The 21,471-nt window shown below is 70.7% G+C and carries 25 protein-coding genes and 1 pseudogene; 13 read left to right on the top strand and 13 right to left on the bottom strand.

The genetic code is table 11. The features are described from left to right. Position 1: 1 nt before the first annotated feature. The 4 genes from GCL84_RS28765 to GCL84_RS28750 all read right to left on the bottom strand — a co-directional run bounded on the left by GCL84_RS28765 (position 2) and on the right by GCL84_RS28750 (position 4,421). Positions 2 to 832 (bottom strand): carbohydrate ABC transporter permease, encoded by an 831-nt coding sequence (locus tag GCL84_RS28765; protein WP_156758705.1) that lies wholly within the window; start codon positions 830 to 832, stop codon positions 2 to 4. Continuing rightward, a complete protein-coding gene (locus GCL84_RS28760) occupies positions 833 to 1,795 on the bottom strand; it encodes a carbohydrate ABC transporter permease (protein ID WP_407924446.1) in 963 nt (320 codons plus the stop codon). A gap of 2 nt (positions 1,796 to 1,797) precedes the next feature. Further along, a complete protein-coding gene (locus tag GCL84_RS28755) occupies positions 1,798 to 3,069 on the bottom strand; it encodes an extracellular solute-binding protein (protein WP_407924445.1) in 1,272 nt (423 codons plus the stop codon). 158 nt (positions 3,070 to 3,227) lie between these two features. Next, positions 3,228 to 4,421: an alanine racemase gene (locus tag GCL84_RS28750; protein ID WP_156758704.1), complete on the bottom strand. Its 1,194-nt coding sequence runs from the start codon at positions 4,419 to 4,421 to the stop codon at positions 3,228 to 3,230. 172 nt (positions 4,422 to 4,593) lie between these two features. Here GCL84_RS28750 and GCL84_RS28745 point away from each other — a divergent pair, with 172 nt between their 5' ends. Continuing rightward, positions 4,594 to 4,971, top strand: a complete 378-nt coding sequence (locus GCL84_RS28745; RefSeq protein WP_156758703.1) for a PPOX class F420-dependent oxidoreductase — start codon at positions 4,594 to 4,596, stop codon at positions 4,969 to 4,971. A 49-nt stretch (positions 4,972 to 5,020) separates the two neighbouring features. Then, a complete protein-coding gene (locus GCL84_RS28740; protein WP_156758702.1) occupies positions 5,021 to 5,218 on the top strand; it encodes a hypothetical protein in 198 nt (65 codons plus the stop codon). Here the strand turns inward: GCL84_RS28740 and GCL84_RS28735 are convergent. Beyond that, positions 5,188 to 5,796: a VanZ family protein gene (locus tag GCL84_RS28735; RefSeq protein WP_156758701.1), complete on the bottom strand. Its 609-nt coding sequence runs from the start codon at positions 5,794 to 5,796 to the stop codon at positions 5,188 to 5,190. The genes GCL84_RS28740 and GCL84_RS28735 overlap by 31 nt on opposite strands. Positions 5,797 to 6,310: 514 nt before the next feature. Here GCL84_RS28735 and GCL84_RS28730 point away from each other — a divergent pair. Genes GCL84_RS28730 through GCL84_RS28715 form a run of 4 tightly spaced genes read left to right on the top strand, consistent with a single transcriptional unit; the run spans position 6,311 to position 10,290 of the window. Continuing rightward, entirely contained in the window at positions 6,311 to 8,827 is a 2,517-nt protein-coding gene (locus tag GCL84_RS28730) for a nitrate- and nitrite sensing domain-containing protein (protein ID WP_156758700.1), read from the top strand. Between the two features lie 49 nt (positions 8,828 to 8,876). Continuing rightward, positions 8,877 to 9,317: a roadblock/LC7 domain-containing protein gene (locus GCL84_RS28725; RefSeq protein ID WP_156758726.1), complete on the top strand. Its 441-nt coding sequence runs from the start codon at positions 8,877 to 8,879 to the stop codon at positions 9,315 to 9,317. A 25-nt stretch (positions 9,318 to 9,342) separates the two neighbouring features. Continuing rightward, positions 9,343 to 9,714: a DUF742 domain-containing protein gene (locus GCL84_RS28720; protein WP_156758699.1), complete on the top strand. Its 372-nt coding sequence runs from the start codon at positions 9,343 to 9,345 to the stop codon at positions 9,712 to 9,714. A 3-nt stretch (positions 9,715 to 9,717) separates the two neighbouring features. Continuing rightward, a complete protein-coding gene (locus tag GCL84_RS28715; RefSeq protein WP_156758698.1) occupies positions 9,718 to 10,290 on the top strand; it encodes a GTP-binding protein in 573 nt (190 codons plus the stop codon). A 21-nt stretch (positions 10,291 to 10,311) separates the two neighbouring features. Here GCL84_RS28715 and GCL84_RS28710 read toward each other — a convergent pair whose 3' ends face one another. From GCL84_RS28710 to GCL84_RS28685, 6 genes are all read right to left on the bottom strand, one after another. After that, on the bottom strand, positions 10,312 to 10,824 hold the full coding sequence (locus GCL84_RS28710) for a DUF3558 domain-containing protein (RefSeq protein ID WP_156758697.1): 513 nt from the start codon (positions 10,822 to 10,824) through the stop codon (positions 10,312 to 10,314). 44 nt (positions 10,825 to 10,868) lie between these two features. Beyond that, the gene (locus GCL84_RS28705) at positions 10,869 to 11,267 is read right to left on the bottom strand and encodes a hypothetical protein (RefSeq protein ID WP_156758696.1); all 399 of its coding nucleotides are present in this window, start codon (positions 11,265 to 11,267) and stop codon (positions 10,869 to 10,871) included. 289 nt (positions 11,268 to 11,556) lie between these two features. Next, complete coding sequence (locus GCL84_RS28700) at positions 11,557 to 11,916, bottom strand: Imm1 family immunity protein (protein WP_156758695.1); 360 nt, start codon at positions 11,914 to 11,916, stop codon at positions 11,557 to 11,559. Between the two features lie 322 nt (positions 11,917 to 12,238). Further along, positions 12,239 to 12,418 carry a DUF397 domain-containing protein gene (locus GCL84_RS28695; RefSeq protein ID WP_156758694.1) on the bottom strand — a complete coding sequence of 60 codons (180 nt, stop codon included), beginning with the start codon at positions 12,416 to 12,418 and terminating at the stop codon, positions 12,239 to 12,241. A 145-nt stretch (positions 12,419 to 12,563) separates the two neighbouring features. After that, entirely contained in the window at positions 12,564 to 12,743 is a 180-nt protein-coding gene (locus tag GCL84_RS30785; protein WP_197523585.1) for a DUF397 domain-containing protein, read from the bottom strand. After that, positions 12,740 to 13,606 carry a helix-turn-helix domain-containing protein gene (locus tag GCL84_RS28685; protein WP_197523584.1) on the bottom strand — a complete coding sequence of 289 codons (867 nt, stop codon included), beginning with the start codon at positions 13,604 to 13,606 and terminating at the stop codon, positions 12,740 to 12,742. Before GCL84_RS28685 ends, GCL84_RS30785 begins: the two co-directional genes overlap by 4 nt. 136 nt (positions 13,607 to 13,742) lie before the next feature. On the opposite strand from GCL84_RS28685, the gene GCL84_RS28680 reads away from it, so the two are divergent. From GCL84_RS28680 to GCL84_RS30780, 4 genes and pseudogenes are all read left to right on the top strand, one after another. After that, complete coding sequence (locus GCL84_RS28680) at positions 13,743 to 13,964, top strand: hypothetical protein (protein ID WP_156758692.1); 222 nt, start codon at positions 13,743 to 13,745, stop codon at positions 13,962 to 13,964. 458 nt (positions 13,965 to 14,422) lie between these two features. After that, positions 14,423 to 14,614, top strand: a complete 192-nt coding sequence (locus tag GCL84_RS28675) for a DddA-like double-stranded DNA deaminase toxin (protein ID WP_156758691.1) — start codon at positions 14,423 to 14,425, stop codon at positions 14,612 to 14,614. Further along, positions 14,584 to 14,775 carry an Imm1 family immunity protein gene (locus GCL84_RS31095; protein ID WP_407924444.1) on the top strand — a complete coding sequence of 64 codons (192 nt, stop codon included), beginning with the start codon at positions 14,584 to 14,586 and terminating at the stop codon, positions 14,773 to 14,775. Before GCL84_RS28675 ends, GCL84_RS31095 begins: the two co-directional genes overlap by 31 nt. Then, positions 14,753 to 14,923, top strand: a pseudogene (locus tag GCL84_RS30780) (Imm1 family immunity protein); the annotation flags it as partial. The gene GCL84_RS31095 and the pseudogene GCL84_RS30780, both read left to right, overlap by 23 nt. A 66-nt stretch (positions 14,924 to 14,989) precedes the next feature. Here the strand turns inward: GCL84_RS30780 and GCL84_RS28660 are convergent. Continuing rightward, a complete protein-coding gene (locus GCL84_RS28660) occupies positions 14,990 to 16,360 on the bottom strand; it encodes a tryptophanase (protein WP_156758688.1) in 1,371 nt (456 codons plus the stop codon). Positions 16,361 to 16,433: 73 nt separating this feature from the next. After that, positions 16,434 to 17,528, bottom strand: a complete 1,095-nt coding sequence (locus tag GCL84_RS28655; protein ID WP_156758687.1) for a tryptophan dimethylallyltransferase family protein — start codon at positions 17,526 to 17,528, stop codon at positions 16,434 to 16,436. 644 nt (positions 17,529 to 18,172) lie between these two features. Between GCL84_RS28655 and GCL84_RS28650 the strand changes: the two genes are divergently transcribed. The 3 genes from GCL84_RS28650 to GCL84_RS28640 all read left to right on the top strand — a co-directional run bounded on the left by GCL84_RS28650 (position 18,173) and on the right by GCL84_RS28640 (position 21,468). Further along, positions 18,173 to 19,507: a hemolysin family protein gene (locus tag GCL84_RS28650; RefSeq protein ID WP_156758686.1), complete on the top strand. Its 1,335-nt coding sequence runs from the start codon at positions 18,173 to 18,175 to the stop codon at positions 19,505 to 19,507. After that, the gene (locus tag GCL84_RS28645) at positions 19,504 to 20,556 is read left to right on the top strand and encodes a hemolysin family protein (protein ID WP_156758685.1); all 1,053 of its coding nucleotides are present in this window, start codon (positions 19,504 to 19,506) and stop codon (positions 20,554 to 20,556) included. The genes GCL84_RS28650 and GCL84_RS28645 overlap by 4 nt, the downstream gene beginning before the upstream one ends. A 186-nt stretch (positions 20,557 to 20,742) precedes the next feature. After that, positions 20,743 to 21,468 (top strand): DUF998 domain-containing protein, encoded by a 726-nt coding sequence (locus GCL84_RS28640; RefSeq protein ID WP_235926821.1) that lies wholly within the window; start codon positions 20,743 to 20,745, stop codon positions 21,466 to 21,468. The last annotated feature ends 3 nt before the right edge of the window (positions 21,469 to 21,471 follow it).

Below are 21,471 nucleotides of genomic sequence, written 5' to 3'. Positions count from 1 at the left end.
GTCACCCCTTCACCGCTCCACTGACGCCGCCGCTGAGCAGTCTGCGGCGGACCAGGACGAAGAACACCAGCGCGGGGATCGCGTAGACCACGGAGGCGGCCATGACGCCGCCCCAGTCGGTGCCGAACGCGGTCTTGAACGACGACAGCCACACCGGCAGGGTCTGCTTGTCGACGTCGCGCAGGAACACCAGCGCGTACAGGAACTCGTTCCACGCGGTGACGAAGCTGAACACCGAGGTCGACACCAGGCCCGGGCCCAGCAGCGGCAGCGTGATCCGGCGGAACACGCCCCACCGGCCGCAGCCGTCGACCATCGCCGCCTCGTCCAGCTCGACCGGGATGCCCTTGACGAACCCGCGCAGCGTCCACACGGTGAACGGCAGCGTGAACGCCACGTACACCAGCAGCAGCCCGGCGAGGCTGTTGAGCAGGTCGGCGTCGCGCATGATCAGGTACATCGGCACGAACAGCGCCTCGAGCGGGGCCAGTTGCGCGACGAGGACCAGCAGCAGGAACCCCCTGCGGCCGTGGAAGCGCATGCGCGCCAGCGGGACTGCGGCCAGCAGCCCGGCGGCGAGCGCGCAGGCCACCGACCCCAGGGTGACGACCAGGCTGTTCACCAGGAAGCTCAGGAAGCCCGCCTTGCCCAGCGCGGAGGCGAAGTTGACCAGGGTGACGCTGAGCGGGACGAGGTCGTAGGCGGGGGAGAGGACCTGGCCGGGCGTCTTGAGCGCGGTGGTCAGCATCCAGTAGGTGGGGAAGAAGAAGATCGCGGCGACGACCAGGCCGAGCGCCGAGACCCAGAACCGCTGCGCGCGCGTCGTCCGCATCTACAGCTCCGTTTCCGGTGAGCGGACCAGCAGGCGCAGGTAGCGCCAGGTGACCGCGACCAGCACGACCAGCATCAGCACCGCGACCGCGGCGGCGACGCCGAAGTGGCTGCCGGAGATGCCCTTGAGGTAGAGCAGGACCGGCAGCGTGGTGCTCGATCCGTCCGGGCCGCCCTGGCGGATCGCCCAGACCTGGGTGAAGACCTTGAAGTCCCACAGCACCGACAGGAACGCCACCAGGGTCAGCATCGGCCGCAGCGAGGGCCAGCTCACCGCCCGGAACGCCTGCCACGGCGAGGCGCCGTCGATGGCGGCGGCCTCGTAGAGGTCGCGCGGGGTGGTGACCAGGCCCGCGTAGAGGGTGAAGCCGATGAACGGCGTGGCCTGCCACAGGACGAGCAGCCCGATCACGGTCAGCGTGCTCGCGCCGGTGGCGAACCAGGAGTGGCCCTGGAAGGAGTCGAAGCCCAGCAGCACCAGGGTCTTGTTGAGGATGCCGTACTCCTGGTCGAACATCCACTGGAACACCGTCGTGGTGGCCACGATCGGCGTCGCCCAGGCCAGCACCAGGCTGATCTGCAGCAGCGTGCGCACGACCGCGCCCAGGTGCCGCATGAGGACGCCGACGCCCAGGCCGAGCGCGACCGTCGCGGCCACGACGGCGGCGGTGAACACGACCGTGCGCGCGGTGGCCGACCAGAACACCGGGTCGGTGAGGATTTCGGCGTAGTTGTCGAAGCCCACCCAGACGACCTCGCCGCGCACCAGTTCGCCCAGGTCGAGCTTGCGGAAGCTGATCCCCAGCACCTGCACCGCGGGCCAGGCCAGCAGCGCCAGCATGACCACGACCGCGGGGGCGAGCATCAGGTACGGGACGGCCGGCTCGCCCAGGGCGGCGCGGGGGCGGCGCCGCCCCGCCCCAGGGGTGTCCCGGGGCGGCGCGGCGGTCGTCGGGGTGGCCACGCTCAGCCGCCGAAGGCCTTGTTGAGCGCGGCGTTGGCGTCGTCCGTGGCGGCGGTGATGTCCTTGGCGCCGGTCAGGTAGGCGGTGAGCATGTCCTTGAGCGGGTTCTGCCCGGCCTCGATGCTCGCCCAGCCCGGGGTGGCGGGGACGGACCTGCCCTTCTTGGCGGCGGCGGCCATCGCGGCGTTGACCGGGTCGGCCTCCAGCGCGGAGGTGTCGGTGGAGGCGCCCGGGATCATCCCCGCCTCGGCCAGCTCGCCCTGGTACCTGGCGCTGGTCATCAGGGCCAGGTAGTCCCTGGCCAGGTCCTGGTCCGCGGAGTTGGCCGGGACGGCGAGGTTCGAGCCGCCCTGGAAGACCGGGGCGGGCTCACCGGCGGTCTTCGACGGGATGGGGAACGCGGAGGTCAGCTCGGTCAGCCCCGGGTCGGTCTTGGCCGCGGTGGCGACCTCCCAGGGCAGGCCGATCATCATCGCGACCTTGCCGCCGCCGTAGATGCCCGCCTGCTCGGGGGTCTGCTCGTCGGCGTCCTTGGGGGCTTTGGTCCCGGACGCCTCGACGAGCTGCCCGTAGAACTCGAGCCCGGCCTTGGCCTGCGGGGAGTCGACAGTCGCGGTGAACGCCGTGCCGTCCTGCCGGGCCAGGTCGCCGCCCTCGTCGTAGATGAACGACAGCAGCGCGTACCAGTTCTGGCCGGGCAGGTAGAGGGCCTGGAAGTCGGGGTCGGAGCCGAACTCCGCCCGCAGCGCGCCGATCGCGTCGAGCCACTGCTGCCGCGAGGTCGGCGGGGCGGCGATCCCGGCCTGCTCGAACATGTCCTCGCGGTAGAGCACCTCGCGGTTGGCGGCGTAGAAGGGCACCGCGTACTGCTTGCCGTCCCACTGCCCGGAGGCCTTGAGCGATTCGAGCCACTGGTCGCCGCTGAGGCGCGCGGTGTCGGCGGTCAGGTCGGCCAGGACGCCCGCGGCGGCGAACTTGGGGGCCTGGGTGTTGCCGATCTCGATGATGTCGGGGGCGTCGTTGCCCGCCAGCGCGGTGGTCAGCTTGTCCTGGATGCCGTTCCACTGCTGGATCTCGTAGTTCACGGTGACACCGGGGTGGCTGTCGGAGAACTCCTTGTGCAGCGCGTCGGTCAGCGCCGTGGGCGCGGAGCCGTTCATCAGCCACACCGTCAGCGTGCGCGGTCCGCCGCCTCCCTGCCCGCCGCTGCCCGAGGAGCCCGCGCACCCGGACAGGGCCAACGCCGTCGTGGCCGCCAGCGCGACCCCGCTCACCCAAGACCTCGATCGAACTCTCACGACCGGCACCCTTCGCAGGACCACACAGTGGTTTAGACCATTGCGGGTTAGCGTGGCCGCCGGGTCTGAGGGTTGTCAAGACAGCGGTGGTCCCGGGCCGCGAGCTTGGGCCGAATGGCAGCTTCCCGGTGTGCTCAGAAGAAGGTCCGGAGCAGGTCCACCACCGTGATGCCGTCCTCGGCCACGACCGGGATCAGCGTCGTGCGGTCGAACAGGGTGCACGGGTGCGAGATCCCCAGCCGCACCCACTCGCCGACGCGCAGCTCGGTCCCGGTCGCCAGGTAGGCGTGCTGGTCGTCCAGGGCGGTGACCTCGCCGTCGACGGGGATGCCCTCGCGGGTGTGCAGCGGGCGGGGCAGGCCCAGGTCCTGGGGCAGGTCGCGCTTGCCCGCGCCCAGGATCGCCCGGCCCGGCTCGGGGAGCGAGTGCACCTGGGCCCACACCCGCCAGGCCGACCGCAGGACGGGGGCGTCCGCGTCCCGGGTGTGCGGGGTGGCCGCGGCGTAGTGGCCGTCGTCGTGGGCGATGTAGGCGCCCGACCGCAGGACCGTGCGCCACGGGCCGGGCAGGGTGCGCGCGACCTCGTCGAAGTGCGTGCTGCCGCCCGCGGTCACGACCATCTCCCCGTCGATCGATGGCCGCAGCGCCTCCGCCAGCTCGCGCAGGGCCCCCAGGTAGGCCACGACGTCCTTCGCCGGGCCCTCGTAACCGCCGACGCCCGCCAGCCGCAGCCCGGCCGAGCGCACGGCCGAGGCCACCGCCAGCCCCTCGGCCACCGTCCGCGCGCCCGTCCGCCCGCCGGGTGAGCCCATCTCGACCAGCACGTCCACCGCGCGCCCGCCCAGCCCCTCGGCCAAGATCTCCACCGTCGCGGCGGAATCCACCCAGCACAGGAAGTGGAACGGTTCCCGGTCCAGCTCCGCGCGCAGCCACGCCAACCCCGCCGGGTCGACGAGCTGGTTGGCCAGCAGCACCCGGCCCACGCCGAACTCGCGGCACACCCGCGCCTGGGCGGCCGTGGCCACGGTGATCCCCCACGCCCCGGCCGCGAGCTGGCGGGCGAACAGCGCTGGCGCCATCGAGGTCTTCCCGTGCGGGGCCAGCGACAGGTCCCGGCGCGCGCACCACCGCGCCATCGCCGCGGTGTTGTGCTCCAGGTCCGCCGCGTCCAGGGCGACGACGGGCCCGGGGAAGTCCCGCAGGTCGGGGCGCCGGGCCACCGCCTCGGCGACGGTCAGGCCGGACAGGCCCGCGGGCAGGGAGCGCGAACGCCAGTCCAGGCGCTCGTCCGCGAGCGCGTGGACCGCGGCGTGGTCGAAGTCGGTCATCCGCCCACTGTGCCCGTGAACGCGGTCGGGCCGTTTTGTGGGGGTCGGTGTCGGGTGGAGGAGCCGCGCCCGGTGGAGATCAGTCCGAAGAAGACGCCTGGGCCACCTTGGATCGGTGGGTGGGCCAACCGGATTCCGGTCGCCCCCCGGCCGCGCCGGGTATCGTCCACCCATGACCCCGAGCGAGGAGTTCCAGGCGTTCTGGACAGAACGCCACCTCTGCACCCTGACCACCCTGCGCCCCGACGGCACGCCCCACGTGGTCCCGGTCGGCGTCACGTTCGACCCGGCGACGGGGATCGCGCGGGTGATCACCGGATCGGGGTCGCGCAAGGCGCGCAACGCCCGGCTGGGGGCGGTGGCGGCGGTGTGCCAGGTGGACGGTGCCCGGTGGTCCACATTGGAGGGGACGGTGTCGGTCAGCGACGACCCGGCGGAGGTGGCCGAGGCGGAGCGGCGGTACGCGGCCCGGTACCGGCAGCCCCGGGTGAACCCGGAGCGGGTGGTGCTGCTGATCCAGGTGACGCGCGTGCTGGGCTCGGTGCGTTGAAGGCCGTCCGCTCCCGGTGCGGCGGTCCGGGGTGGGGCGTGGTGGGTCGATGAACGACGAAGACCCGGGTGGGTCGGGGGTCTCCGACCAGGTGCACACCCTCTGCCACTCCTGCGGCGGCGCGGGCATGGTCGCCGACCCCAAGCCCGCGGTCATCGGCGGTCAGGCCCGCGCCGTCGACAGCGGCCGACCGTGCCCGCACTGCGGCACGACCGGTCAGTTCCCCGGGATCGTCCCGCCTGTCTGAGCCCGCGGCGGGCCTGACGACTCGGGCTCGGCCCTGCCGGGTTCGTGGTGGGCTGGGGTGAGGGCCCGGTGGCCACCCCACCAGCGCAGCAGGGCCCACCCCAGCACGGCGCCCGCGGTGTTCGTGATCAAGTCGTCGGCGGCGACCGCGCCGTGGCGCACCAGGAAACCCTGGGTGAGTTCGACGGCCAGGGACAGCCCGGCCCCGGCCGCCGCGGGCACGACCCACGACGCGCGCGGTGCGCGGATCGCCAAGCCGGCCCCCAGGGGCAGGAACAGGGCGACGTTGGCGGCGGTCGCGGCTGCCACGTTGTCCCAGTTGCGGGAGAACAGCCCGTCGACGGTGTCCGCCAACGGGATCAGGCTGAACCGCACGCCCAGGGTCGGCGGGGACAGCACGATCGTCACGTAGACCAGCAGCAACAGCCACAGGCCGAGCGCGGCGGCGCCCAGCGTGCGCGCGACCCGGTCCGCCCCGTGCGCCCGCGATCGCACCAGCCCCGCGACCAGCAACCCGGCCAGCACCGCACCGGCGGCCACCGTGTTCACATTGAGGAACACCCTGGTCAGTGCCGTCACGCTTCCCCACATCCACACACGTGATCAGTTCGCCGAAGATACCGCGTCCGCGGACCTCCTGACACGGCCTTGCGATCGGCCGTTCGGCTGAATTCGACTTGTTGTGGCGCCGGACACGTTCTTGATCTTTTCCGGAATCATTCCAGTGACGCCGAAAAAGGGATTCCATGGGTACCCGACACGCCCGGGCTCGCGTGGTTCGCGGGCGGGTGTCCGCAACGGACGGTGCCCCACCACCCGTCCGGCGGTGGCTGGCTTTGCTCCTGCTGGGTGATGTCGCCCTCAACTTTTCGTGATGTGGGCCGGGTGCTTTCCACTGGAGGGTGAACCGGTACGCTTTGTTCTCGCGCACCGCAGGTGATCGCTGGCTCTGAGTAAGATGGATCTTGAATGAGCTCAGCGTTTCACTCAAGAGGGCGATAACCTCATTGGGGGACGCGCGTACTGAATACAGGTGCAGGCGACGGTCGCGCGCGGGGCTCGCGCACGCCGCCGACAGGACCCGTGGAGAGCCGTGAAGCAGATCAACGGTGCGGCAGGCAAGTCGACGACCACCATTCGGTCGCGGCTCACCGGTGTCGTCGTCGTACCCAGCGTCATCCTGCTGGTCATGTGGGCGGTGTTCTCGTCCTACACCGTGTTCGACGGCATCTACCTCAAGGCCGTCACCAGTGGTGTGAAGGACGCGTCCATCCCCGCCGTCAACACCTTCGCCGCGCTGCAGCGCGAGCGGCAGCTCACCATGGCGGTGATCAGCGCCCCCGGTTCCAACACGGCGCCGCTGAGCGCACAGCAGCAGGAGACCGACCGCGCCATCAACGAGTTGCGCTCGGCGCTGGACACCCTCGCCGCCAGCGCGCCGCAGGAGGTCAACGACCGCATCCGCGAGCTCAACGACGTGCTGGCCCCGCTGCCGCAGCGGCGCGCGCAGGTCGAGTCCGGGCGGGCCGAGCTGGCTGAGGTCTTCGACTACTACAACAGCGTGCTCGACGCGGGCACCGCGCTGTTCGACACCCAGGCCCGCATCGTGCCGGACCCGGTCGTCGTGCAGGCGGGTCTGGTCGCGACCGACATCTTCCGCTCCGGCGACCGCCAGTCCCGGGCCTCCTCGCTGGCCTCGGCCGCGATCGCCACCCGCGGCTTCACCACCGAGCAGCACGTGGACTTCGCGCTGCTCGTCGGCTCCTACCGCAGCACCCTGACCACGGCCGCGCAGAGCGGCACCGAACGGGTCAAGCAGCAGCACAACGCGCTGATCGCCTCGCAGAGCTGGGCCAACCTGATCGCCGCCGAGGACGCCATGATCGGCCTGGCCCCCAGCGAGCAGGACGGTGGCAGCGCCAACAACAGCGCCAACGTCGTGCCCGCCCTCGGCGCCGCGGAGTGGGAGGCGCTGAGCAGCGAGACCTCCGAGCAGGTCATCGCGCTGGCCAAGCAGCAGGCCACCGACGGCGTGCAACTGGGCCTCGAGCGCGCCGACGACAAGTTCTTCGAGGTCATCGTCGGCTCGCTGATCGCGCTGCTCGCGGTGGTCACCGGCATCGTGCTCGCGGTCCGCATCTCCCGCCGCCTGGTCAACAAGGCGCTGGTCACCCGCCTGGAGAAGCTCAAGGACGACGCGCTGAAGCTGGCCCACGAGCGGCTGCCCAGCATCGTCGACCGGCTGCGCACCGGCGACCGGGTCGACGTCGGCGCCGAGGTGCCGCCGCTGGACTACGGCACCGACGAGATCGGCCAGGTGGCCGACGCGTTCAACGCCGCCCAGTACACCGCGATCGCAGCGGCGGTGAAGGAGTCGCAGGCCCGCGAGGGCGTCAACCGCGTCTTCCTCGGCATCGCCCACCGCCACCAGGGCCTGGTGCACCGCCAGCTCAAGATCCTCGACCGGATGGAGCGCGAGGAGGAGAACCCCGAGCACCTCGACTCGCTGTTCCAGCTCGACCACCTGGCCACCCGCGCCCGCCGCAACGCCGAGAACCTGATCATCCTCGCGGGCGAGCAGCCCGGCCGCCAGTGGCGCAAGCCGGTGCGCCTGCTCGACATCCTGCGCGCCGCGGTCGCCGAGACCGAGCAGTACGTCCGCGTCCGCGTGCGCCAGGTGCCCGACGTGGCGCTGCAGGGCGTGGCGGTCGCCGACACCATCCACCTGGTCGCCGAGCTGGTCGACAACGCCGCGTCGTTCTCGCCGCCGCGCTCGCAGGTGGAGGTCTACACCTCGCAGGTCTCCGGCGGCGTGGTCGTCGAGATCGAGGACCACGGCCTGGGCATGACCCCGGAGGACCGCGAGCAGCACAACCAGATGCTCGCCCACCCGCCGGAGTTCGACGCGATGGCGCTGCGCGGCGAGTCGCGCCTGGGCCTGTTCGTCGTCGCCCGCCTGGCCGCGCGCCGGGCGATCCGGGTCGAGCTGCGCGAGTCGCCCTACGGTGGCACCGTGGCCCTGGTGTTCATCCCGTCGGACATCGTCTCGGAGTCGGCGGACTACGTGCCGGAGACCGACACCCCCAGCCCGCGCCCGCGCAAGCAGTTGGAGCACGCGTCGTCCGACGGCCCGGGCGCGACGGCCACGGCGGTGTCGACCAGGCTCGAAGCCGACGACGACGCCTTCGATGGCGCCGCGGAGAACGCTCCCTACCGCGGCATCGACAAGTTTTGGTCCGACGCCCTGGGCGAGCAGGGGACGGCGGCGGCCGACCCCGACGCCGCCCAGTGGCCGCTGACCGACGAGGAGACGCCGGAGGCGGCGGCGTCACCCGTCGAGAACGGAGTTGGGGAGTCGCACTCGCAGAACGGACAACGGCTGGCGCCCGGCGAGCGCCCCGTGCTGCCCCGGCGCAAGCGGCAGCAGAACCTGGCCCCGCAACTGCGGGATGATCCGGTCATCCCGGATTGGGAGTCGGATGTCCCACGCACGGGCGAGAACACCGCGGAACGGGTGCGCGACACGATGTCGGCGTTCCAGCGAGGGACCAGGGACGCGCGGCGGGTGGAGGACTCGCCGGAGCAGCCCCAGGATCATGACGACCAGTGAGGGCCAGGTCCATGAAGTGGTGTGGGACAACGGGGAAGGACAGCAGACGGTGAACGACAAGATCGGCCAGGACCAGCAGCTCAACTGGCTTTTGGACGACCTGGTCCGACGGGTGGTCGGCATCCGCCACTCGGTCGTGCTCTCCGCGGACGGCCTGTTGCTCGGCCGCTCCGCCGAGCTGTCCAAGGACGACTCGGAGCACCTCTCGGCGATGGCGTCGGCGTTCCAGAGCCTGGCACGCGGCACCGGCAGGCAGTTCAACGGCGGGCAGGTGCGCCAGACCATCGTCGAGATGGACCACGCGTTCCTGTTCGTCACCGCGGCGGGCCGCGGCGCCTGCCTGGCCGTGCTCGGCGAGGAGGACGCGGACGTGGGCATGATCGCCTACGAGATGAACATGCTGGTCAAGCGGGTCGGGGCGCACCTGGCCTCGGCGCCGCGCGGTGGTGCGGCGGCCGCGGCCGCCACACCGGGACGGCGCCCGTCGTGACCGGGGGGACGGTGGTGCGCCGGTGATGGCTGGCGAGCAGGACTGGTGGTTCGACGAGGCGGCGGGCCCACTGGTGCGCCCGTACGCGATGACGCGCGGCCGCACCCGGCCCAACGCCCCGAACCTCAACCTGGTGACCCAGATCAGGGTGTCCGAGTCGCCGTCGGAGACCTCCTCGCTCACCCCGGAGCACGTGCAGATCATCGAGATCTGCAAGGCCCCGCTCTCGGTGGCCGAGGTCGCCGCCTACCTCAACGTCCCGCTGGTGGTGGTCAAGGTCCTCATCAGCGACCTGATCGAGCGCGGTGACGTGGTGGCGGGCGCGATGTTCCAGACCACGGAGATCAACGACACCAAGCTGCTGCAGGCGGTACTCGATGGCATTCGGAGGATCTAACAGGTGAGCGACACCCTCGCCGTCCCCACCTCGGTCAAGATAGTCGTCGCGGGCGGTTTCGGCGTCGGCAAGACCACCATGGTCAACGCCGTCAGCGAGATCCCGCCGCTGCGCACCGAGGAGGTCCTGACCGAGGCCAGCGTCGGCGTCGACGACATGCGCATGGTCGAGGGCAAGGAGACCACGACGGTCGCGCTCGACTTCGGCCGCATCAGCATCAACCAGCAGGTGGTGCTCTACCTGTTCGGCACGCCGGGCCAGAACCGCTTCTGGTTCATGTGGGACGAGCTGGCCCACGGCGCCCTCGGCGCCATCGTGCTGGTCGACACCCGCAGGCTCGACTCCAGCTTCCCCTCCATCGACTTCTTCGAACGCCGCCACATCCCGTTCATCGTCGCCGTCAACGGCTTCGAGGGCTCCTGGGACCACTCGGTGGACGAAGTCCGGCAGGCGCTCGACATCGATCCGAGCGTGCCGGTGGTGCAGTGCGACGCGCGCGAGCGCGAGTCCTGCAAGGCCGTGCTGGTGGAACTGGTGCAGTACACGATGAGCAGGGTCGCCCGCGCCTCGGCGTGAGCGCCCGGGCCCGGCCTGCTCTCAGGGCAGGTCGGGCTCGATCAGCCGCGCGGCCCGCTCGGCGGCGGGGCACCGTCCCGCGTCGTCGTTGCCGGAGCCGCTGATGTCGATGCGGGAGGTCGCGGTGACCTCCAACGCGATGCTGCACACGCTCTTGCCTGCCCCGAAGTACTGGACGCCTCGATGCCTCCCGACCTGGACCGGGGTCAGCACGCCGTCGGTGGCGACAGCGTCGTCGATGCCCTTTTCCGGGTAGACGGCTATCCCGAGGTGGTACCCCGAGGGGACGAGCGGGTCGTCGTGCACGGTCCAACCGCACGCTTTGACGTGGGAGTACTTCCTCGGCTCCGGCGCGCCGTCGACGTGCAGCGCGCTCTTGGTGGTTTCGCTGAGCAGATCGCACGGGTCCAACGAGGCCAGGTCGTCGCTCTCGCCGCCGGGATTGGACGGCGCCGTCTTGGAGTCCTGGGGTGCGCCGCCCATCAACGCCACCGGTGTGCCCGGCACCTGCTGCGCGCACGAGGTGAGTGCCATCGCCAGAAGCGCCGTTGCGGCGAGGGCCTTGGCGGGGTGCGCTGTCACTGGTCCTCCGACTCGTTGAGCAGCCGCACGCCTGCCTCGTCGGCTGCCGCGTAGTTGGCCATCGCGGCCAGGATCGCGGTCTTGGCTAGTTTCAGGTTCGCGGAGAGGGCTCTGAGCTGGGTGAGGAATCCCTGCTCGTCGATGGCGACCTGCTGCATGTAGGGCCGCATCACCTTGGCGTTGTTGCTGGTCCCCAGCGGGGGTTCCTGCTCGAGCAGTTGCAGGTCGTACTGTCTCCCGTCGATCCAGTCGATCAGCCGGTCGATGGCGTTGACCAGTGGTCGGCCGCCGTGCGCGTTGACGGCGAACTGGCCGTCAGCGGCGGCTTGCGCGAACGCGGTCACGGCGCTGCCGATCTCACCGAGTGGTCCAGCCTTGCCCTCATCGATGTACACGCCCAGCCCCCTTACCGTCCGTGTTGACACGATGACGGTAAGGGAATATCGAGACTGGCTCGACGTGTGTCGGCTAGTTGTCGTCCAACGCCACTCGTACGGCGTATGGAGGCCTCGGCGAGCGTGGGAAAGGGGGAGGTGTGGCAGCGTCGTCGAAGCGACCACCCGACCCCCCTCACCTTGCGTGCGCCCCCGGTAACCGTAAGGCATACGGGGGTGGAAGGGGAGGGTTGCTCGGAATTTCATCTGTCAGAGCGACTGAAACGAGTCGCAGAGCGGCGATCGGTTGTCATCGAAGTGCAGCACGGAGAACGCGCCTTTGAGCGCATGATCCACGGGATGAACCGGCTTCGATCTCGTATTCGGCAACGCCCTCGGGGTCACCATGGCCGATGGTGCGCGCGTCGTCGTCGGCGTGGTAGTGGATGAAGCCGGTGCTCTGGCCGAGTCCGACTTCGAGGATCGGGTAGCCCTTGTTGCCGTGGAGCACGACCTGGACGGCAGCGGGGCAGCGGTGGTCTCGAGTCTCGGACCGGGCTCGGTCGATCAGCGCATCCAGTTCGGCGCCAGTGCGGACCAGGATGAGTGGTTCGCCTTCGCGGTGGGCATCACCGCCGTCCTGGTCGTACCACACGCCTAGCTCGACCATTGTCGTCCTCCTGAGAACTCATCAGCAGAGACAGGTAGCTGTTGAACGAGGTGCGCACCTGCTCACAGAGGTGGCGCACCCTGGTGAGTTCCTGTTCGCGTGCGCGAGCTGAGTCGGGCTGTGAGCGGCGTCGGGTGCTGTCGATCCCGCCAGCGCTTGGCTGGGCACTTCCTGGACTTGGTCCAGTGAGTCCGCTATACCCATCGGCAACTGGGCCAGTCCGGCGTGCACGGCCGCAGCCAGTTCGTCAACGTTCACGCGCGGTCTCGTATGCGTACAAACCCCAGGGCCTGGGCGGCTCCCGGGGTTCGGTGGGGGTGTGTCAGTGGGTGATGTGGGTGAGGAAGGCCTGGGCGGCCTCGGTGGGGAAGTGCAGGGTGGGGCGGTCGGGTGTGCCCGCCTGCTTGGTGTCGCGGTAGGCGACGGTGGTGGCGGTCCAGCCGGTCTCGACGCAGGCCGCGTCGTCGGCGCTGAAGCTGGACTTGCGCCAGTTGTCGATCATGGGAACTCCTCCCGCTGCTGAGCGGCGGCCGTTGACCACGGTACGGCGTCCAGCCCGGGGTGGGGGAGGGGGTTGACCCGTTTTGGCTAATGAGACGGGCGAACCCCGGGGGCCTGGTGGGGCTCCCGGGGTTCGTGGGGGTGTTTCAGCGGGTGATGCGGGCGAGGAAGGCCTGGGCCGCCTCGGTGGGGAAGTGCAGGGTGGGGCGGTCGGGCGTGCCCGCCTGCTTGGTGTCGCGGTAGGCGACGGTGGTGGCGGTCCAGCCGGTCTCGACGCAGGCCGCGTTGCCGGCGCTGAAGCTGGACTTGCGCCAGTTGTCGATCACTGGAGTTCCTTTCGTAGGGCGGAGATCAGCGTCCGCGAGCGCTTTGGGCTCAGCGCTGTGGGGCGCAGGTGCTTCATGACCTTGTCATAGTGTTCCACGGCCTCGGGGCTGTCGTAGTAGTAGGCGGATCGCCGCGTCTCTTCGTAGGCCACCCGGCCGTCGTCGTCGAAGCGCAGCATGAAGAACGCGCCCTCCAACGCTGCGTGCACGCCGACGCTCTGCGGGATCACCTGGATGTTGACGTTCGGCAGCTTCTCCATCTCCAGCAGGTGGTCGAGCTGCGCCATCATCACCTGCGAGCTGCCGACCGGCCTGCGCAGCGCCTGTTCCTCGACGATCCACCACAGCTCTGCCGGGTTCTCCGAGCGGGTGATGGACTCCTTGCGGCCCATCCGCAGTTCGGTGCTGGCGTCCACGTCGACGCCCAGGGTGATGGTGGCGTGGTAGCCGATCAGCTCGCGCGCGTATGCCTCGGTCTGCAACAGGCCGGTGACGATGAGCGGCTCGTAAACCTCGATCTGGGTCGCCACCGCCTCCAGGCCGACGAACAGTTCAAAGTCGTTCATCGACGACGCGGGTCCGGTTTGGTCCACAGAGGTGGTTCGGTCGGACTTGAGCTTGGCCACCGCCAACAGGTCCTGCATCATCGGCAGCCGGTCCGGACGGCCGAAGAATCCCAGTAGGACCTCCAGCGCGGGCTTCGACGGCAGGTTGCGCCCGTTCACGATGTGCGTGAACCCGACCCGGGTGATTCCCAACCGGTCGGCGCTTTCGGCATGGGTCTTGCCCGACTGCGCGTGGAGCCGCTCCAACTCGTAGCGCAACACCCGCCGCGCCACCTGCGGGCCGAAGGTCACCTGCACGTGTCATCCCTCCTCGGATCGTTTGCCGGTCACCATACGGGTATGGAGATCACCCGATCTGGCTATCACTCAAAACTTCACTCGAACGGATATCGCGATAACATGTTATCAATCCAGCCCGACCAAGGAGAGACCGATGAGTGCGGACGACCTGATGTTCTTCACCAGCGCGGCGGTGGGACCGAGCGTGCACATGCGCCTGCTCACCAACACCTTCACCGAGGACGACACTGTATCCATCATGTTCGGCCAGGACCGCATCACCCTCGACTTCACCGACGCCGACAGCCTGCAACGCCTCGGCGACCTCGCGCACGAGGGCGCTCAGCGCTTGCGCGCGGCGGCCGACGCGGGCTGAGCCCGCCGCGGCCCACGGGATGCTCCCCCGCGGGCCGCGGCCAGGCGCCGACCAGATGGCGGGTCGCGCCCCACGGCGATCGGTGGGCAAGTCGCGGACGCGGCGTGGTCGTGGCGTCGGCGTGCAGTTCTGGGGACCTCGCCTGAACGTGGAACAGATGGTCGCGGCCATCCGGGCGGCATCGCAACGACTGCCCGACAGCGCCGTGGCGCAGGCGCGGCGATGCTTGGACGAGGCCCGGCAGACGATGGTGAGCGTGGTGGCCGGGTCTGCCCAGACCGAGGCGCAGCAGCCTCTGGGCGCGCCGGCGAGTTGCCCCCGCAGGTCCCCCGCCCCAACCCGACCGGCAAGAAGACCCACGGCCGCATCCTCGGCGAGGTCGTCACCAGCGGCAAGGACACCGAGTCCGACGCGGTGGCCCGGGTAATGGAGGAACGCGGGATCACTACACGCTACCCGTGGAGACCGCGGCGCACGTGGAGATGGAAGTCGCGGTCCGCATGATCCGCGCCCGCGAACCGCACGCTGAGACCGTGATCAACGGTGTGCCGTGCCGCGGGATCTTCGGCTGCACCGAGTTGCTGCCCATCGTGCTGCCCAAGGAGACCCGGCCATCCTCGTGCGCACCCCGGACGAGTTGGACGCCCTGATCGACCAAGTGCGGACTGAGTCCCACGAGCACCGCGTCCCCGCGATGGTCCAGATCAACATCGCCGGGCGCAAACGCCTGCCTGTCCTGGAAGTCGGTTTAGGACAGACAGCCGGGTTCATTCCGCTACCACGCCGAGCACTCCGGTCGCACGATCGGTGACGGCGATGCCGGGACCACTGCCGAGTACGTCTACATGGGCCATCTCGATGAGATGCCTGCCGACTCCCAGGTGCCCATCGAGACCGTGCGCCAAGCGCCGCACGAGTTGCTGATCACCGGGCAGCGCCCCGCCGTCCTGCGGGACTGATCACCAGCTCTGACAAGTGGTCCCGACAGCGCTGGTGCGCGCTGTCGGGACCACTGGGCGAGTGCGTCAGTCCCGCACAGGCGCCACCCGGCAGTTGAAGTGGCGCAGCAGCGGGGCGTCCTCGACCATCCGGTAGCCGGGCACCGAGGACGGGTCCTTGGCGATCTCGCCCACGATCTCGGCGACGTACTCCAGGTGGCTCTGGGTGTACATGCGGCGCGGGATGGCCATGCGCACGAGTTCGTAGGGCGCGGGCTTGATCAGGTTGCCCTGCTCGTCCTCCACGCCCAGGTACAGCGATCCCAGCTCGGCGCAGCGGATGCCGCCCGCGAGGTAGAGCTCGGTGGCCAGGGCGTGGCCGGGGAAGCGGCTGGGGGGCAGGTGCGACAGGAGCTTGCCCGCGTTGAGGTACAGCGCGTGGATGCCCGCGGGCTCCACGATGGACACCCCGGCCTCCTTGATCCGCTCGCCCAGGTAGTGGGTGGCGTCCTGGCGGGCGGCGAGGTAGTCCGGCCGCACGACCTCGCGCAGGCCGACGGCGAGCATCTCCAGGTCGCGGCCCGCCAGGCCGCCGTAGGTGCGGAAGCCCTCGGTGGCGATGGTGGTCAGCTCGCACCGCGTGTGCAGGTCGTCGTCGCGCAGCACGAGGAAGCCGCCGATGTGGGCGATGGCGTCCTTCTTGAGGCTGGCCACGGCGCCGTCGGCCAGGTCGAAGGCGGCGCGGGCGATCTCCAGCGGGGTCTTGTCCGCCCAGTCGGGCTCGCGCTGCTTGACCAGCCAGGCGTTCTCGGCGAAGCGGGCGGCGTCGAGGAAGTAGGGCACGCCGTGCTTGCGGGCCAGCTCGCCTGCCGCGGCGATGTTCGCCATGGAGACCGGCTGTCCGCCGCCGCCGTTGTTGGTGATCGTCATGACCACCTGGCCGACGGGGGTGTCCCCGGTCAGCGCCTTCTCCAGCGCCACCAGGTCGATGTTGCCCTTGAACGGCTCGTCGGACTCCAGGTCGGCGGCCTCGGCGCACGGCAGGTCCAGCGCGGTCGCGCCGTTGAGCTGCACGTTGGCCCGGGTGGTGTCGAAGTGGGTGTTGCTCAGCGAGAGCTGGCCGGGTTGGAGCACCGCGCCGAACAGCACGCGCTCGGCGGCGCGGCCCTGGTGCATGGGCAGGATGTGCGGGAAGCCGGTCAGCTCCTCGACCGCCTCGCGGAACCGGAACCACGACCGGGCGCCCGCGTAGCTCTCGTCGCCCACCGCCGCGGCGGCCTGCTGGGCCGCGGACAGCGCACCGGTGCCGGAGTCGCTGAGCAGGTCGATGGTGATCTCGTCGGCCCGCAGGTTGAACGGGTTGTAGCCCGCCCTCTCCATCGCCGCCTCGCGTTCGGCCCTGGTGAGGATGGGGATGGGCTCGACGACCTTGATGCGGTAAGGCTCCATCAGCGGCATGTGGCTGGTGCTCCCTCTTCCTTCCAACAACCCCGGGGTCTGCGAACCCGGGCCCTGCGCGTCGTCCCGGGGCTCAGGCCGCGCCCGCGGCGCGCTTGCCCCCCGGGGGAGCGACCTCGTACGCCTCGGCGGACAGGTAGACGGTCACGCCGGGGCGCGGCGGCCCCATGCGCAGGGAGACGTGGGCGAGCAGGCCGACCCCGGCCGCCAGGTCCCGGTCGGTCACCGCGCGCACCGCCCGCTCGAGCGCGGAGCCGTCGACGCCGTAGCGGGTGAGCATCGCGCGCACCCTGCTCAGCGCCTCGACGTCGTCGTGCACGTAGTCGCGCACCGGGACGTAGAGCGAGTAGCCCTTCGGGCGGGCGGAGTCGCTGGCCAGGAAGGTGTGGCTGGACACCAGCGGCCTGCCGAGGAACGGGCCGTCGCCGCCGATCATCGAGGTGAACTCGGCGATCCGGCCGGTGTCGGCGGCCTCGGTGGCCCCGGCCGCGCGCTGCGCGTCCCGCGCCCCCGCCCGGTGGTGCGACTGGTAGAGCTTGACCCGCGCCGCCTCGGTCTCCTCGAGGTCGAGCGCGAAGAAGGAGAACTGGTCCAGGCCCTTGTCCCCGCGCGGGGTGTGCCTGCTGATCCAGTCGAAGCTGCCGGTGAAGCCGAGGCGGTCCAGGCCGGTGGCGACCAGCTCGTCGGCCCGGTCGGCGCCGCGCACCAGCGGGTTGAGGTAGACCTTGACCATCGGCGGCCGGTCGCCGCGCACCACGATGGAGAACCACAGCGCGAACACGCCCTGCGGCTCGTCGGGCAGGAACAGGTCCCGCACCCGGTCGAGCTTGTCCAGCGCCACCGGGTAGCGGTCGGCGAGGCGGTCCAGGGCGGCCAGCGCGGCGGTCAGGTTGGCCCGCGGGCCCGGCTTGTGCGCGCCCGCCTCGACCAGCAGGCGCAGCGTGTGCGAGCCGTCCTCCTCGAAGGCCACCGAGTACTCGACCGGCGAGTGGTCGTCGGCGATGTCCGACCCCCACGGTGGCGGCTCGGCCAGCGACCGCGTGCCCGAGGGCCCGAGCACGTCGGCGAGCACCTCTTGGGCCTCGGCGGCGCGGTGCGTCAACCCGACCGCCGCGCACAGCCGCTGCAATTGGGCGCCAGTGAATTCATTGACCGAGACAGCCCGCATCACGACTCCGAGATTCTGCACCTGGGGTTTTTCGCCGACGTTCGAGCAACTTACGGCCGCTTGGGACCACCGCTCTACCGCCAAGGCGGTGATCCACAACCGGTGGCGCCTCACCGAGCGTAAATGAAATCAAACGTGGAAAGAACGTGGTTGATCAGAGATCTCCTTCGTGCTAAGAGGCAATCAAGGCGACCACGGAGTGTGCTAAATCGGAGGGTAAAACAATGTGTGTCGGAATTCACTTGGACGATTTCACCCGGATGCACCCGTGGCGGGGTGGTGCAGTGTGAGCAGGCACGATGTCGGAAGATCGCCAATCGCCCGTCGTGGGGGTCTTCCGTGTGCGCGGTGTCCACGTCCGGCGTCACCATGCCAACCAATGACACGCTCAGTAGTCGTCGGCGGCCGTTTGGCGATCTTCGTCACCCACCCCGCGTTTGGGCCAAACGGGTTCGTGTCCGGTTTGCGGCGTCGGTTACAAACCGTCCGGGGTGGACACCCCGTGACCGGCTCGCATCGGGCGGCGGCACCCGGAATGTCCGTGTTAGATTGAGTGGCATGTTCACGACAGATGGCTCTTCCGAGCCCTGTAGTACGTGGCCGGGTCCGACCCGGCACCTCCGCGAGTCCCAGGCGGTCGGCCCGTGCTGATCCTGCTCGGACTCGCCTCAGTCCTGCTGCTGACCGCCGCCACCGGCTACTTCGTCGCGCAGGAGTTCGCCTACGTCGCGGTCGACCGCAGCCGCCTCCGCCAGCTCGCCGACGACGGCGACAAGGCCGCGGAGCGCGCGCACAAGGTCACCCACAAGTTGTCCTTCATGCTCTCCGGGGCGCAGTTCGGCATCACCGTCACCGCCCTGCTGGTGGGCTACGTCAGCGAGCCCTACCTCGGCGGCGGCATCGCCGAGCTGCTCGGCTTCGCCGGTCTGCCCAGCGGGGTGACCACCGCCATCTCGGTGGTGGCGGCGCTGCTGTTCTCCACCGGCGTGCAGATGGTCTTCGGCGAGCTGGCCCCGAAGAACTGGGCCATCGCCGAGCCCGTCGCCCTCGCCCGCGCGCTCAGCCGCTCCACGCTGGTCTACCTGGCCGTGTTCGGGCCGCTGATCCGGCTGTTCGACAACGCCTCGACCAAGCTGCTGCGCGCGATGGGCATCGAGCCGGTCGAGGAGCTGCCGCACGGCGCCACGGCCGAGGACCTGCGCGGCATCATCGACGAGTCCCGCCTGGGCGGGACGCTCGACGCGGGCACCTCCCGACTGCTCGAGGGCGGTCTCGACTTCCGCGGCCTCACCGCCGGGCAGGTCATGACCCCGCGCGTGGACGTGCACACCCTGCGCGCGGACGACCCGGCCAACCGCCTGGTCGAGCTGCTCGACACCGGCCGCTCCCGGTTCCCGGTCATCGGCTCCGACGTCGACGACGTGGTCGGCGTGGTCGGCATCGCCGAGGTGCTCGGCGTCGACGCCGCCGACCGGGCCACCACGGCCGTCGGCGCGCTGGCCACCGCGCCGCTGCTGGTCCCCGAGAGCCTGCCGCTGCCGGAGGTGCTCGAGCGCCTGCGCGCCGAGCACCGGCAGCTCGCCTGCGTCGTCGACGAGTTCGGCGGCTTCGCGGGCGTGGTGTCGTTCGAGGACGTCGCCGAGGAGGTCGTCGGCGAGATCCTCGACGAGGACGACCTCGGCGAGCGGCACGCCCAAGCCGTCGACGCGGGCGCGTGGGTGGTCCCCGCGCGCTGGCGCGTCGACGAGATCGCCGAGGTGACCGGCGTGGAACTGCCCGCCGACCCCGGCTACGACACGGTCGGCGGCCTCGTGCTGCAACGCCTGGGCCGGGTGGCCCGGGTCGGTGACCGGGTCGTCGTGGCCGTGGCGGACGGCGAGATCGTCGTCGAGGTCACCGAGGTCGCCCGGCACGTGCCGCGCACCGTCCTGGTGCGCCCGGTCCGCCAGGCCAGCGCCGCGGCGGGGGTGACCACGTGAACATCGGCATCGCGCTGTTGATCTCCCTGGTCCTGCTGATCCTCAACGCCTTCTTCGTCGCGGCCGAGTTCGCGCTGGTCGCCGCCAAGCGGCACCGGCTCGAGGACGCCGCCGAGGGCGGCAGCCGCGCGGCCAAGGCCGCGGTCAAGGGCGCCCGCGAGCTGTCGATGATGCTCGCCGGGGCGCAGCTCGGCATCACGCTGTGCACCCTGGGCCTGGGCGCCCTGGCCAAGCCCGCGGTCGCCGAGCTGCTCTCGCCGCTGTTCGGCCTGCTGGGCCTGTCCGAGGCGTGGGCCTACCCGATCGCGTTCATCCTGTCGGTGGCGATCGTGGTGTTCCTGCACATGGTGCTCGGCGAGATGATGCCCAAGAGCTGGGCCATCTCCCACCCCGAGCGCTCGGCGGTCCTGCTCGCCCTGCCGTTCCGCGGGTTCACCACCCTGACCCGCCCGCTGCTGGTCCTGCTCAACGGCGTCGCCAACGCCACGCTCAAGCTGGTCAAGGTCGACCCGCAGGACACCGTCGCCGCGGCCCACGGCCCCGACGACCTGCGCCTGCTGCTGCGCGAGTCCCGCGAGCACGGCCTGCTGCCCGAGCAGCAGCACCGCATCCTCAGCGGCGTGCTCGCCGTGCAGACGGCCACCGTCGAGCAGGTCATGGCCCCGCGCACGGCCATGGTGACCATCGAGCTGGGCGCCTCCGCCCACGACGTCGAGGACCGCTGCCGCGAGTCCGGCCGCTCCCGGCTCATCGTCCTGGGCCCGGACTCGGCCCCCGTCGGCATCGTCCACGTCCGCGACGCCGTGCGGGCCACCATGGGCGGCGCCCACCGGTCGGTGGCCGAGATGATGTCCGAGCCCCTGGTCCTGCCCGCGGCCACGTCGGCGGCCGAGGCCGTGACGGAGATGCGGGCCAAGCGGGCGCAATTGGCCATCGTGTCCGGCGCGGACGGCGAGATCGTCGGATTGGCCGCGCTGGAGGACCTGCTCGAGGAAATCCTCGGCGAGTTCGAGGACGAGACCGACAAGGCCGAATCCTCCTCGGTTTAACCGGCCGGGGAATTAGCGCGAGAAGGGCGCGCCGCTCACTGAGCGGCGCGCCCTTTCCGCGTCGTGCGGCAGTCGCGTCGGTCACGGGGAACTGAGGCCCGCTGTGGGCGCTCTCAGTTTCTCAGCGTCTCATCATGTGGCGCGCTTACCCTCGAATCGGACATCGCGGAGAACCCAGGTTGGAGAGTGCCCGTGGCGCTGGTCGACGGCGGAGCGGATCGGATCGAGAGCGACCTCGCCCACGGCGAGGCGTCGCGCGGGTCGGTGGGGCCGGGCCGCGTCGAGGGCCTGGTGCCGCTGGCGGGGCTGCTGCTGGTGGCGGCCGGGTCGGCCGTCATGCTGCTGCTGCACGTGATCCCGCCGACCAGTGCGGTCGACCCGGTCCGGCGGACGTTGAGCGAGTACGCGCTCGGGGACGCCAAGTGGGCCTTCGACGGGTCGCTGCTGTTGATCTCCGTCGGGTCGGCGCTGGGGTTCCGCGCGCTGGCCAGGCGGGCGCCCAGGCCGCCGATGACGGCGGTCGTCCTCGGGGCGGTCTGGACGGTCAGCCTGGTGGTTCTGGTGGCTTTCACCAAGACCGACTGGGCGGTGGGGCCGAGCACCGGGGGGACGATCCACCGGTATGCCAGCGTCGCGGCGTTCCTGTCCCTGCCGGTCGCGCTGCTGTTCGCCGCGCGGCCGGTCTTCCCGGACCGGCCGGGGTGGCAGTGGGCGGTGCGCGGGTGCGCGGTGGTGTCGCTGCTGTGGTTCGGGTCGATCGTCGTCGGCGTGGCGAACATGGCCGCGGGCGGGCCCCCGTGGTGGCGGTTCGTGCCGCTGGGGCTGGTGGAGCGGATGGTCGCGTTCTCCGCTGTCGTGGGACTCCTGGTGCTCGTACTCGGTATGGTCCGGACCAGGAGACCGATCGGCTGAGGA

This window comes from Actinokineospora pegani (assembly GCF_009745975.1).
Taxonomy (GTDB): domain Bacteria; phylum Actinomycetota; class Actinomycetes; order Mycobacteriales; family Pseudonocardiaceae; genus Actinokineospora; species Actinokineospora pegani.
Note: the sequence above shows the minus strand (reverse complement) of the source record. Positions and strands in the feature narration are given on the sequence as shown.